The sequence below is a fragment of the Streptococcus sp. LYSM12 genome, assembly GCF_004569635.1.
Lineage (GTDB): Bacteria > Bacillota > Bacilli > Lactobacillales > Streptococcaceae > Streptococcus.
In genome coordinates, this window is sequence record NZ_SPOZ01000006.1 from 1 (window position 1) to 14,356 (window position 14,356).

Genomic DNA, 14,356 nt, shown 5'->3' on the forward strand with positions numbered 1-14,356 from the left:
GAAACCAAGTATAGCTACGACGAAGCAGGTAACCTTGAGAAACTGACCAGTCCGTCAGGCGCGACCACAACCTTTAACTATACAACTCTCGACCAGCTTAAGACCATTACCAGTCCGACCGGTCGAGCGCTTGCTTCCCACTATGACCCAGTCGGTCAAGTAACCAAGCGAACTATCAACGGCAAGCGGGAGACCAGTTATAGCTACGACCCCAATGGCAACCTCCTCGAGGAAACCAATCCCCTGGGGCAAGTGACCAAGCGGACCTATGATGCCCTTAATCGCTTGACCAGTGAGAGTGATACCGCAGGTCAACTCAACCTCTACAGCTATGACCATGACAACCATGTGACCAAGGTCATGAATGAAGCGGGTGGTCAAGCCACCAGGACCTATGACGGCAATGGGAATCTAACCAGTGTCTTATCTGGTAGTGAGCGCATCAAGAGCTATAGCTATGACCTGAAAGACCAGTTGATTTCAGCCACTCAAGGGTCAGGGAACCAGGCGTCAACCTCCACCTATACCTATGATAGTGTGGGCAATGTCACTTCTATTACCAACGGCAATGGTAAGGTCACGACCTACACCTATGACCAACTCTCCAATGTCATTGAGCGGATGACTGCTCTTGGCGACAAGGAAACCTACAGCTACAACATCAATCACCAGCTTGAGAAAGTCACCAAAGCCGATGGAGAGACCATCACCTATGACTACAACAAGCTGGATCAACTGCTCACCGTAGACTATTCTAAGAAAGAAGACGGTCAAGTCCTCTATACCTATGATGCGGACGGCCGCCGTGTGTCTATGAGTGATCTGACAGGGACTACTCATTACGAGACCAACCTGGAGGGTGAAATCACCGGTGTTCGTCAGGGCGATGGCAGTCTTATTCAGTACGACTATGATGACTTTGGCAATATCCGTCAGATGACCTATCCAGACGGAAGCACCGTTTCCTACACCTATGACGAGCTGGACCGCTTGACCTCTGTGACGGATGTCAACGGGCTCAAAACGACCTATACCTACAACGAAGCAGGGGATATAACCGAAGTCAAACGTGGGGATGGGACCAAGAGCTTCTTGACCTATGACAAGGCACACCGTGTGACCGAACTCCGTCATGTGGACAAGAAGAACAAGCTGATTTCTAGCTATGCCTATGAGTACGACGATGGCAGCTACATCACCAAGGAAACCATCACACAGGACGGCGAAACCATTATTCAAGCCTACAGCTATGATAGCCTGGGACAAGTAGAGACCATGACGGTCTCCGACAAGGCAGGAAAAGAACTGTCCACTCTCACCTATACCTATGACCTGGCTGGAAACAAGCTGACCAGCACCGAAGCCACCGATGGTAAGGAAGACAAGACCACCTTTAGCTACGATGATAACAACCGTCTGATCAAGTTGGAGAACAAGGACGGTGTGACCACCTACACTTACGATAAGAACGGCAACCGGATTTCTTCTAAGAAGAAGGATGAGAAGTTAGACTACCTCTACGACACGGAGAACCGTCTGCTTGCGGTCAAGGATAAGGAGGGTCTTTTGATGGCGGCTCTTTATGATGGGGATGACAATCGAGTCTTTACCGCCAGCCGTAAAGAGGGCCAACATACCTATCCACTCTTCAAACGCGAGGAGAAGAAGAAATCTCCCTATACTTCTCCAAATGGGGAGGAACATAGCCTCTTCTGGTATGGCTTTAGTCAGAACGTTCTACAGTCGCTCTCTACCTTGCCACAAACTATCGGGACTATCTGGCATGAGATTTTTGACGATGTTTCTACTGCCTACCACAAGAAAGTGGTGAAAGACAGAGCCAATGAGGAGGGGCTTGTCATCAACCCGCCAGATTTAGGAAAACTCTCTGGTGAGGGTGATGTGACCTATGCCAGCCAAGTCAAGGAAGTTCTTATCCCTTACACCACGAGAGAAGACACATTCAACTATTATGAGGAACGCAACTATGTCAATGATGTCAATCGGGCACATACCGAAGTTCTTCAGACCTATGACCGTGAGCTGAAAGCCAGTGAGACCTATACCTATGGACAGGGTAGAACGTCTTACCTGAATCATGAAACAGGCGACCATTACAACTATCTGGCCAACCAGTCTGGTTCTGTGACAGGTTTGACCAAGGAGGGAGAAGCAGTAGCCTCCACCAGCTACACTCTTTACGGTTCTACCAAGCAGTCAACAGATGAAACAGGCAATCCATTTGCCTACAATGGGGAAGCAAGGGACATCACAGGTCTTGACTACCTGCGTGCAAGATATTATGATAGCAGGGCTGGCATTTTCTTAACCGAGGATAGCTATGCGGGTCAAGCAACAGACCCCCTCAGTCAGAACCGCTACAGCTATGTCCACAATAATCCTGTTAACTATACTGATCCAAGTGGGCATGTCGCTTCTTCTCCGTTTACCATGTTTTTAGGTGGTGGGAAACCTCGATATACTCAACCAAGACCACTGATTAACTATGAGAATGGCACCCTCTATGCGCCTAATACACCTGAAAATAAGGCTCATCAAATCCGTCAGCAACAGACAGGTGTGTATAGTTACACTTATGTCCCAACCTATGTTCCAACAGCTTCCGCTTATCAGTATATTCAGCAACAGGAATCACAAGTTAGAGCTCAAGCCCATGCTCAAGCGGTCCGGTATCGTCAGCAGCAGATTCGAAATGAGTATGCACAATCAACCGGACACTATGGTACTCCTAAAACCCGTGAAGCAGCGAACCTTTTAAGAAACTGGGGCAAGGCTCTGAAAGAGACCTACACTCATGTGTGTCAGACAGCCGAGCGTGTCGGTAAGCAGACCATGAAGTCCTTGAAGAAAGTTGATTGGAAGAAAGTAGCGATTGTTGCAACAGCTACCGTAGCAGCCGTAGCCGTAACAGTGGTGACAGCAGGAGCAGCAGCCCCGGTGATTGCAGGAATGTTGGGAGTTAGTTCTTCCGCATTAGCACTGGGAACAGTAGGGTTGGGGACAACGCTTGCGATTGGAGTAGGAATAGGAGCTGTGAGTGGAGCAGCAGGTGGAGCAACTTATGGCTTGGTAGAGGGCTCTCTATTCAATAGAGGTTCTAAGACCATTGCCAAGAATACTTGGAATGGAGCTGTGAATGGCTTTACTTCAGGAGGCTTGACGGGAGGTTTCGGCAGTGTCCTTACAGGTAGCACCGCAGGTCTTTCTAATCCTCTACTCCGTTATGGGGCGGACACTGCTTCTGAAACGGTAGTGGACACCCTTGTGGATTCTGCGACAGGTGGCAATGTTACACCAGCTAGTATTGGAACCAATCTTGTACTTAATGCGGTTTCAGAGGGGGTATCAGCTAGAACTGTCAAAGCGGATGTACCTACTAACAAGTCTAAAGCTGGAAACGTGACCATTGCAAAACCACAAACAACAGATTTTTATGTTACTCCAAATGGAACTACTTTACCGGCGACTGGTTATCGATATATGGATTCTAAACATACAATTCAAACAATGAAATCAATGCAAGCTCCTGGTGGTTACATAGGTTTTGAAAAGTTTGATTCAGCAAAACAAGTACAAGACGCATATCAAATTTCACCCACTTGGAGTAATGCAAAATTACGAGGTGAGTTTAATACTTTACAAATAATAGATAAAGTATATGTTCCTAGGGAAGCTGGAGATACTGGAAAATTATTAGAACCGCTTACTTCATACTATCCTCAACACGGTAAGGGCGGATACCCGCAATTAAAAACAGATTCAATAATTAACTTTGATAAGTTAGATATAATAGGAGACTAAAATGGAATATGAAGATGTAGAACATAGGTTATTTGAGATTATTAATCGCTACATTGGTGATGCTAAAATTCGAGAACAACTGTTGGAACAAGCTCGAGTAGCACAGTCAGTAAGGGGAGTATTATATAGCTTAGATGAACATAAAATTCAAGACTTTACAGAGGCGGACTTAAACTTTTGCAAAGATTTATTTTTCTATTTTGGATGATATTAAGGGGTAAAATAGAAATGTTTGAAAAACAAGCAGCAAATCTCATTTCAAAATTATTACCCAAAAAAGAAATTGAGAATGGTGCTGAAATAGATTTAATAGCGTCTGAAATACAGTTGATGATGGCATCTTTTGATACAAGAGTACCGTTTTTTCCGACATACCCTAGGATAATAATAGATTCATGGAATTTTGATGATGAGTTAGAACTAGAGTTATTAAGATTAAATGAGTATTATAAAAGAATAATATCTGAATGGAAGTAGTGTATACTATTATTTTTTCTAATATACTAAGAAGGTATTTTGAGGATTGTAATATGGGAGTGATAGGTTGGAATAATTATTTGAAATGCAACAAATGGACTTTTATGATTAAAATAGACTAGATGTTAGCTTTTAGAATATAAATATTAATATAAGTGTATTTCCATGGTGCTGTAGGCACTTGAGCTAGTCAGAGAGGACTTTGAAAACGCTAAGAGGTATTTACGCGTTTTCCGTCCTCTCTTGCCTAGCTCCCCGCCCATCTATGGAGGATAACTCCATAGGTGTTTTTGACATCACCATTAGAATCGCCGAAGTTGTTATGTTAAAGTACAACAAGGGAATAAAGATTGACTTACTTATTTATTCGCAAAACAGGGTAAAAATAGGTCATAAATAAATTTTTATTAGTTGCGGAATGCCATGATAGAATGGTTAGGAACTGGTGTTCATTATGCTCATACTAAAGTTTTTTAAGGCTAAGACCATTCATTAGTAGTTGATGACAAGGGATGACAGACGAGTTTGCTTTATGATAAGAACGGCAACTGCATCTCGTCTAAAAAGCATGATGAGAAGCTAGACTACCTATACGACACGGAGAACCGTCTGCTTGCGGTCAAGGACAAGGATGGTCTTTTGATGGCGGCTCTCTATGATGGGGATGATAATAGGGTATTTACCGCCAGCCGTAAAGAGGGCAAGCATACCTATCAACTCTTCAAACGCGAGGAGAAGAAGAAATCTCCTTATACTTCTCCAAATGGGGAGGAGCACAGCCTCTTCTGGTATGGCTTTAGTCAGAATGTGCTTCAGGCACTCTCAAGCTTCCCACAGACCGTTGGGACTATCTGGCATGACCTCTTTGAGGACGTCTCCACCGCCTACCACCAGAAAGTGGCGAAAGACAGGGCGGATAGTGAGGGGCTTGTCATCAACCCACCAGACCTAGGAAATGTCCCTGGTGAGGGTGATGTGACCTATGCTAGCCAAGTCAAGGAGGTTCTTATCCCTTACACCACGAGAGAAGACACATTCAACTATTATGAGGAACGCAACTATGTCAATGATGTCAATCGGGCACATACCGAAGTTCTCCAGACCTATGACCGGGAGCTAAAAGCCCGTGAGACCTATACCTATGGACAGGGTAGAGTGTCCTACCTCAACCATGAAACAGGAGACCACTATCACTACCTAAGCAACCAAGCAGGATCTGTGACTGGCTTGACCAAGGACGGAGTAGCAGTTGCTTCAAGCAGCTATAGTCTTTACGGATTAACCAAGCAGTCAACAGATGAAACAGGCAATCCATTTGCCTACAATGGGGAAGCAAGGGACATCACAGGTCTTGACTATCTGCGTGCAAGATACTATGATAGCAGGGCTGGGACGTTCTTAACCGAGGATAGCTATGCGGGTCAAGCAACAGACCCCCTCAGTCAGAACCGCTATGCCTATGTCCATAACAATCCGGTGAATTACACCGACCCGAGTGGACATGTCGCTTCTTCTCCGTTTACCATGTTTTTAGGTGGTGGGAAACCTCGATATACTCAACCAAGACCACTGATTAACTATGAGAATGGCACCCTCTATGCGCCTAATACACCTGAAAATAAGGCTCATCAAATCCGTCAGCAGCAGACAGGTGTGTATAGTTACACTTATGTCCCAACCTATGTTCCAACAGCTTCCGCTTATCAGTATATTCAGCAACAGGAATCACAAGTTAGAGCTCAAGCCCATGCTCAAGCGGTCCGATATCGTCAGCAGCAGATTCGACATGAGTATGCACAATCAACCGGACACTATGGTACTCCTAAAACCCGTGAAGCAGCGAACCTTTTAAGAAACTGGGGCAAAGCTCTGAAAGAGACTTACACTCATGTGTGTCAGACAGCCGAGCGTGTCGGTAAGCAGACCATGAAGTCCTTGAAGAAAGTTGATTGGAAGAAAGTAGCAGTCACAGCAGGAGCGATTGGTGTGGGCATTGCCCTCACTGTAGCAACAGGCGGATTGGGAGCCCCAATCGCTATGGCGATTGGAGGAGCTGCCTCAGGGGCTATCATATCTGGTTATGACGCGTACAGTTCAGGACAACGCGGTTGGGCACTAGCAGGAGCGATTGGAAAAGGCGCAGGCTTAGGAGCGATTACTGGTTTTGCGGGTGGCTCATTGATGGGAGCAGGCTCTGGTATTGCGACCAGTGTGACACAGAATATTAGCAATCAGGCAGTCCGTCAAGTAGCCAAGGCTGGTGTCGAAGCTGGTATTGAAACAGCGATTGATACAGGTCTCGATTTAGCAACGGGGAATAAGATTGCTGGTCAAACAGTAGCCATGAATTTTGCCTATAACCTCGTGAGCAACGGGGCAAGTAGTGTATCAACAAAGAAAGCGCCTAAGGTAGAAATTAATACAAGAAAGCCTAAAGTGGAAGACTTTAGAACAAAAATAGATAATCAAGTGATACCCATTGCTCATAAAGAATTGCCTAAGAGTTTAACAGAGACTTTTACAAATGGAAATTATCGTACTGTTATTACGGATGAAGATGTGATTCTATACCGGACATTTGGTGGGAATGCAGATGCATCAGGTGCATTCGCTACAACAACACCAGCTCAAAATAGAATTCAAGCGAAAATTGATACCGCTTTGAAGCCTGAGTGGAAGAACTCGAGAATGTATGAGGCAGAAATTCGAGTCCCAAAAGGCGAAGTTCTTAATATTGGGCAAGTTGCTCCTCAAAAAATCACTTCCACGGGAACTATCTTAAAAGGAGGTGCCGACCAAATTTTGTTACCTAAGGATTGGCCTTTAGAATGGATAACTGATATTCACTTAGTACCAAATTGATTGGAGAGACGATGACAAAACTTCAAGATTATGCAAATGAAATTATGTCTATTTTAAATACGAATTATTCAAAACAATTAAAATTTTCAGGGATTATTAAAGACATACATGAATTAATGACAAGAGTTTTAGAAAAAGATGGAGATGTTGTACTGGATGTTCCCTCTTTAGTAAGATGCTTTGTAGATGCTACAATGGATTTTGAAAGTCCCATCATCACATATTTGGAAAAAATAGAGGAAGAAATTAAAAAAGGAAAGCACTAGAGACTATCAGTATAGTATTGTTACAAGGACAGAATTAGTTACAACTAAGACTTAGCTGAGAATAAGATTAAAAGTCTTGAAACGAAGGACGGTCAGGAGACCAATAGCGAACTATGCCAAGAAGATTGACTGGAAGAAGGTAGCTTTACAGTAGGTGCTAATGGTGTGGGTGTTGCCCTCACGATAGCAACAGGCGGATTGGGAGCCCCAATCGCTATGGCGATTGGAGGAGCTGCCTCAGGGGCTATCATATCTGGTTATGATGCCTACAGCTCTGGCAAACGTGGTTGGGCATTAGCAGGAGCGATTACTGGTTTTGTGGGTGGCTCATTGATGGGAGCAGGCTCTGGTATTGCGACCAGTGTGACACAGAATATTAGCAATCAGGCAGTCCGTCAAGTAGCCAAGGCTGGTGTCGAAGCTGGTATTGAAACAGCGATTGATACAGGTCTCGATTTAGCAACGGGGAATAAGATTGCTGGTCAAACAGTAGCTATGAATTTTGCTTATAACCTCGTGAGCAACGGGGCAGGCAGTGTATCAACCAAGAAAGCGTCTAAGGCGAATGTTAATATTGATAAACCGAAATTAGGTAATTCTGGCTCTAATGTATCAACCCCTAAACCAGATTATAGTCAAAATAGGAAATATTGGACAAATGATGTAGGGTTTAATGGCAACAAGGTTTATCAACGAGATGACTTGATAGATCCGAACCTGACTGATAGTTTTGGTAGAACTAATGTTGAACGTATGCAAAAAGGTTTAGTTCCTATAGGATATGACGGGAGATCAATGGAATTGCATCATATGACCCAAAGATAAAGTGGTTCAATAGCTGAAGTAACCAAAACTTTCCATAGTAGTAATTATAGTGCTATTCATATTAATACAGGAGGAATACCTTCGGGAATTAATCGTAGTGAATTTGGTAAATGGCGAGGTAGCTATTGGAAGAATAGAGCAAATGATTTCATTCCGTAATACGGGTTAAAGAGAGAGAAAAAATAAAATGAATAATTATGAAAAAGCAAAATTGTTGATTATTGAAAATATAGATATGATGGATTATTTTGGTAAATGCTCTAATCATATTATAGAGCTAGCAGAGAGAACATTGGGGGTAACATATCCCAAAGATTATCGGGATTTTATTAGAAACTTTGGAGCTGGTAATTTTGGTTCTTCAGAGATTTATGGTGTTTTTAGGGAAGACTTTTTAAACTCTGGTGTACCTGACTCAGTCTGGTTAACTCTATTAGAAAGAAAAGAAATAGATTTTCCTAAGCACTTAGTAATAGTTTATGCATCAGGTAATGGAGAACTATTTTGTTTCGATTACAATCAGTTAAATTTAAATGGAGAACCTACAATTGTATCATTTATATCAAGTAGAAACGATTACAAATATGAAGTAGTATATGATAATTTTGGTGATTTTCTTTTGGATATTGTTACTAGAGAATTGACGATAAAATAGAAAAATTTGTTGTAAGTGATTATATAGTGTTTGCTTTATAATAGTAATAAAATTAAGGATTAGCATGATGTTCCGTGGTGTTGTAAGCACTTGAGCTAGTTATTGAGGACTTTGAAAACGCTGGATATGATGTATCGTTTTCCGTCCTCTCTTTCCTAGCTCCCCGCCCACCTATGGAGGAAACTCCATAGGTGTTTTTGACATCACCACGGGAATTACTTAGTTTGTTATTAAAGTACAACAAGGGAGTAAAGATTGGCTTACTTATTTATTCGTAAAACAGGATAAAAAATAGGTCATAAACAAATTTTTATTAGTTACAGAATGCCATGATAGAATGGTTAGGAACTGGTGTTCATTATGCTCATACTAAAGTTTTTTTAAGGCTAAGACCATTAGTAGTTGATGACAAGGAATGACAGGCGAGTTTGCCTTATGACAAGAACGGTAACCGCATCTCGTGTAAAAAGCATGATGAGAAGTTAGACTACATCTAAGACACGGAGAACCGTCTTTTGGCGGTCAAGGATAAGGATGGTCTTCTGATGGCGGCTCTTTACGATGGGGATGACAACCGAGTCTTTATACTCGTCAAAAATCAAACTCTGACGTCGTTACTTCATCTTGCTGAACCTCAGTTCTACCTGCGGTTTTATTGCCTTGTCAGAGTTTCATTTTTATAGAGTATCCCCGCTAGCCGTAAAGAGGGCAAGCATACCTATCAACTCTTCAAACGTGAGGAGAAGAGGAAATCTCCTTATACTTCTCCAAATGGGGAGGAGCACAGCCTCTTCTGGTATGGCTTTAGTCAGAACATTCTACAGTCGCTCTCTACCTTGCCACAGACCGTTGGTACTATCTGGCATGAGATTTTTGACGATGTTTCTACTGCTTACCACAAGAAAGTGGCTAAGGACAGGGCCAATGATGAGGGGCTTCTCATCAACCCGCCAGACTTAGGAAACCTCCCTGGTGAGGGTGAGGTGACCTACGCTTCTCAAGTGAAAGAGGTTCTTATCCCTTACACCACACGGGAGGACACATTCAACTATTATGAGGAACGCAACTATGTCAATGATGTCAATCGGGCACATACCGAAGTTCTCCAGACCTATGACCGGGAGCTAAAAGCCCGTGAGACCTACACCTACGGACAGGGACGAGAATCCTATTTCAATCATGAAACAGGAGACCACTATCACTACCTAAGCAACCAAGCAGGATCTGTGACTGGCTTGACCAAGGACGGAGTAGCAGTTGCTTCAAGCAGCTATAGTCTTTATGGCTCAACCAAGAATAGTACAGACACTACAGGCAATCCATTTGCCTACAATGGGGAAGCAAGGGACATCACAGGACTTGATTACCTGCGTGCAAGATACTATGATAGCAGGGCTGGGACGTTCTTAACCGAGGATAGCTATGCGGGTCAAGCAACAGATCCCCTCAGTCAGAACCGCTACAGCTATGTCCATAATAATCCGGTGAATTACACCGACCCGAGTGGGCATGTCCGAAAACGGGCAAACAAGACAAAACCAACAAGGAAAGCGGAAACCCTTTATCCGATTTTCCCTAGCGGTACCTCTATTGTTGACCAACAACTTATTATTGCGGATTCCCGCAAAGCTCGGGGGCTGATAGAGGCGCAGAAACGTTTTATCAAAGATACTAGGGGATACACCTATGATCCTCTTCCAGATATTTTACGAGATTCTCTAGCTCCGTCACGTTCTCCAATAGGGTATGGCTCTACTCCATTTGCGACAGTAAGTCAAGCTTATACCAATGCCGTCCTTGCGCCACCACCTAGTGCATATGAGCAAGCTGTCCAATCAGGACAATCAACCCATAATTGGGATAGCTCTAAGACGAGAGAAGCCCAGAATATTCACCGCAACTGGACGAAAGCCTTAGAAGAAACGATACGGCATGTCTGTAATCCAAAGACCACCAAGGCGAAAGATAAAGGCAGTACACCAGTTAGCTTTGGAGGTGTTGCCAGTTATGGAGTAAATCTAGGAGGTGTTGCCAGCTGGGATGGTCCATCTGGCTCAAGCTCCCGCTATCAGCCGAATGTTTCTGCTCCATCGAAAGGGAAGCAGAACGTCGAGAAAAAACTTTCTGATAAAGAATTGTCTGAAGCTATTCGACGGGCTAATCAAGGCGATTCTACAGCTCTTTCGGCTCTCCTTTGGCAACATCGTTATGCCCCAACTTATGTGGGAACTGAAGAGGGTTCAAAAGCAGGAGCTATTCTAGCTGCTGGCATTGTTGGACTAATTACGAAGAATCCTGTTTATACCCTAGCAACTTATGGCGGAGTGAATGCAGGTTTAACAAGTATCCATAGACAAGAATCGCTCGCTCATATTATTGGCAAGACCTTTATAGGAGCTGCCTCAGGCTATGCCTTAGGTAAGCTTGGTACAAAGATAGGGGCTGAAACTCTTCTAGGTCAAGCTCTTGTGGATGGGACAGGAGAAACCGCTCTTGATACCATTGTTTCAGGATTAAATGGTGAGAATATTAGTCTAGATGAGTTAGCTAGTAATTTTGCGGGCAATGTCGTAGCTAATGTCCTCTTTGGTCTAGCTGGCAGGGTGATATCTAATGTTACTGGCTCCAAAATGGGAAATGCAGTTGATGATGTTGGGGATGTATCAGAGGGATATAAAGCGCCTAAAGGAGGCGGAGGAACAACCTCAACTATTATCAAAGGAGACAAGACGATAACATTTGGTCATGGGGCAAGACATTTTGAAGATATCCCTAATATAGATGTTTCGGATGTGGAGAACGCTATTGCTGAACATGTTTCTAAAAATCCTCCAAAGATAGGAGAATCTCCTAGAGTTAAAATTAATGTAAATGGGCAAATTGTAGAATACAGGCCTTATAATTTGGGGGATGGAAGAATTAATATTGGGACATATATTCCTAAAAATGAGTGAGGAAATAGAAATGAGAGAACTATATTCTTTAGAAAAAAAATGGATTAAATTAATGCTCAAGGCTGATTTTAAAGGTAAAAAAATTATTACTGAGCAATTATCTAATGCATATGTTGTTTCGGAGGAAATAGCAAGAGGATTCGCTTCGATTAAGCTAGGAACTTTTACAAGAATACGCTATCCTTTCCCAGAACGAGTACCTATTACGATGTTAGTGTATATAGATGATTTTAAAGGATATAGACCCATAGAATTTTTATTACATGTAGTTGATGGCTATGTAGATGAACTTGAAATTTTTGATGCAGCAGGATTTGATATTGAAGATTATTCAAGTATCCCACTTGATAATATTAAGTACCAAACCTAATACAGCTTACAAAGACGGGGAACTAAGCTTATGTTAGAATGTATTCTGTGGTGCTGTTAGCGCTTGAGCTAGTCAGCGAGGATTTTGAAAACTTCTCCCTTGCCTAGCTCTCCGCCGGATAACTCCATAGGTGTTTTTGACATCATCACGGGAATTATCCAGTTTGTCATAGTAAAGTATAACCAAGGCGAAAGACAAAAGCAGTACACCAGTTAGCATTGGAGGTGGAGGCGTTGCCAGCTGGGATGGTCCCTCTGGCTCAAGCTCCCGCTATCAGCCGAATGTTTCTGCTCCATCGAAAGGGAAGCAGAACGTCGATAAAAAACTTTCTGATAAAGAATTGTCTGAAGCTATTCGACGGGCTAATCAAGGCGATTCTACAGCTTTTTTGGCTCTCCTTTGGCAACATCGTTATGCCCCAACTTATGTGGGAACTGAAGAGAGTTCAAAAGCAGGAGCTATTCTAGCTGCTGGCATTGTTGGACTAATTACGAAGAATCCTGTTTATACCCTAGCAACTTATGGCGGAGTGAATGCAGGTTTAACAAGTATCCATAGACAAGAATCGCTCGCTCATATTATTGGCAAGACCTTTATAGGAGCTGCCTCAGGCTATGCCTTAGGTAAGCTTGGTACAAAGATAGGGGCTGAAACTCTTCTAGGTCAAGCTCTTGTGGATGGGACAGGAGAAACCGCTCTTGATACCATTGTTTCAGGATTAAATGGTGAGAATATTAGTCTAGATGAGTTAGCTAGTAATTTTGCGGGCAATGTCGTAGCTAATGTCCTCTTTGGTCTAGCTGGCAGGGCGATTTCCAATATTACTGGTTCTAAAGCGGGGAATGCTGTTGATAGTGTTGAGGATGTAGCAACAGGTAGTCTAAAAACGTTTAAGCCTGGCGAGTTAGAGATTCATTATAATAAACATGGTAAACAACTCGCGAATGTTCTTAATGAGCCTAATTATACTATGGAACAGTATTTAAAGGATGCAAATAATATTATACAAAAAGGAACCTATATTCCAGAGATGAACGGTTATGTCACGAAGATAGGAGGGAGCGGAAAATCTACAAAATATGCTTTTGTTGGTTTAGATAGAGCTACCGGTAATATCACAACCTATCACGTGAAATATGCAAAACAGATTTTGAAAAAATCACCAAGTTTTGAAGTAACTCCATAGGAGGAAGAAATGCCTAGAATAAAGGAAATTATTTGGATAAGTAAAGAAATTGGAGAAGCAGATGTCATAGTTACAGATGGTAATTATGAAATTATGTGTTTTTCACATCCTTTTTATCAAGAGAAAGGCGAGGAAATAAACGGCATACTTTCAGTTTTTGAGCATTCTAACCTTATGCGAAGTCAGAAAACAGAATATGTAGTCAATCATATGGGAAATGGTAAATATTTTTTTGTTGCTCGCCTTATTGATGGTATTAAAGGAATTGTTCAAATAGGTAAAATACAAATTCATGATATTGAGGGAATACCCGAAGAAATTAAAAGAGGAGAGTACATTCAGTTTATTACTTCAAGAGTTGATTTGTGGTAGTAAAGTACGATACGGATAAGGAACAGTCTCCTTGCGGTCAAGGATAAGGAGGGCCTTCTGATGGCGGCTCTCTATGATGGGGACGATAATAGGGTATTTACCGCCAGCCGCAAGGAGGGCAAGCATACCTATCAGCTCTTCAAACGCGAGGAGAAGAAGAAATCTCCTTACACTGCCCCAAATGGGGAGGAACATAGCCTCTTCTGGTATGGCTTTAGTCAGAACGTTCTACAGTCGCTCTCTACCTTGCCACAAACTATCGGGACCATCTGGCACGATATCTTTGACGATGTATCCACCGCCTACCACCAGAAAGTGGCGAAAGACAGGGCGGGTAGTGAGGGACTGGTGGTCAACCCACCAGACCTAGGAAATCTTCCTGGTGAGGGCGACGTGACCTATGCCAGTCAAGTCAAGGAAGTTCTTATCCCTTATACCACACGGGAGGACACATTCAATTATTACGAAGAGCGCAACTATGTCAATGATGTCAATCGGGCACATACCGAGGTTCTCCAGACCTATGACCGGTAGCTAAAAGCCCGTGAGACTTACACCTACGGACAG

The 14,356-nt window shown here is 43.0% G+C and carries 11 protein-coding genes and 1 pseudogene; all 12 read left to right on the forward strand.

What is annotated here, in order from left to right; genetic code table 11:
- A partial coding sequence (locus tag E4T79_RS02755) for an RHS repeat-associated core domain-containing protein (protein WP_194183771.1) occupies window positions 1-3,822 on the forward strand: 3,822 nt, incomplete at its 5' end.
- Between the two features lies 1 nt (window position 3,823).
- The gene (locus E4T79_RS02760) at window positions 3,824-4,030 is read left to right on the forward strand and encodes a hypothetical protein (RefSeq protein WP_135027388.1); all 207 of its coding nucleotides are present in this window, start codon (window positions 3,824-3,826) and stop codon (window positions 4,028-4,030) included.
- A 20-nt stretch (window positions 4,031-4,050) separates the two neighbouring features.
- Window positions 4,051-4,299: a hypothetical protein gene (locus E4T79_RS02765; RefSeq protein ID WP_135027391.1), complete on the forward strand. Its 249-nt coding sequence runs from the start codon at window positions 4,051-4,053 to the stop codon at window positions 4,297-4,299.
- 525 nt (window positions 4,300-4,824) lie between these two features.
- Window positions 4,825-7,161 (forward strand): RHS repeat-associated core domain-containing protein, encoded by a 2,337-nt coding sequence (locus E4T79_RS02770; protein WP_228063769.1) that lies wholly within the window; start codon window positions 4,825-4,827, stop codon window positions 7,159-7,161.
- 11 nt (window positions 7,162-7,172) lie between these two features.
- Window positions 7,173-7,427: a hypothetical protein gene (locus E4T79_RS02775; protein WP_135027395.1), complete on the forward strand. Its 255-nt coding sequence runs from the start codon at window positions 7,173-7,175 to the stop codon at window positions 7,425-7,427.
- Between the two features lie 333 nt (window positions 7,428-7,760).
- Window positions 7,761-8,411: pseudogene (locus E4T79_RS11505) on the forward strand (HNH/ENDO VII family nuclease).
- Window positions 8,412-8,439: 28 nt separating this feature from the next.
- On the forward strand, window positions 8,440-8,907 hold the full coding sequence (locus E4T79_RS02790) for an SMI1/KNR4 family protein (RefSeq protein ID WP_135027400.1): 468 nt from the start codon (window positions 8,440-8,442) through the stop codon (window positions 8,905-8,907).
- An 836-nt stretch (window positions 8,908-9,743) separates the two neighbouring features.
- A complete protein-coding gene (locus E4T79_RS02795; RefSeq protein WP_228063770.1) occupies window positions 9,744-11,861 on the forward strand; it encodes an RHS repeat-associated core domain-containing protein in 2,118 nt (705 codons plus the stop codon).
- On the forward strand, window positions 11,854-12,231 hold the full coding sequence (locus E4T79_RS02800; RefSeq protein WP_167752607.1) for a hypothetical protein: 378 nt from the start codon (window positions 11,854-11,856) through the stop codon (window positions 12,229-12,231). Before E4T79_RS02795 ends, E4T79_RS02800 begins: the two co-directional genes overlap by 8 nt.
- Window positions 12,232-12,571: 340 nt before the next feature.
- The gene (locus E4T79_RS02805; RefSeq protein ID WP_135027406.1) at window positions 12,572-13,417 is read left to right on the forward strand and encodes a hypothetical protein; all 846 of its coding nucleotides are present in this window, start codon (window positions 12,572-12,574) and stop codon (window positions 13,415-13,417) included.
- 9 nt (window positions 13,418-13,426) lie between these two features.
- Entirely contained in the window at window positions 13,427-13,789 is a 363-nt protein-coding gene (locus E4T79_RS02810; RefSeq protein WP_135027410.1) for a hypothetical protein, read from the forward strand.
- Window positions 13,790-13,849: 60 nt separating this feature from the next.
- Window positions 13,850-14,323, forward strand: a complete 474-nt coding sequence (locus E4T79_RS11275) for a hypothetical protein (protein WP_228063771.1) — start codon at window positions 13,850-13,852, stop codon at window positions 14,321-14,323.
- Window positions 14,324-14,356: the final 33 nt, after the last annotated feature.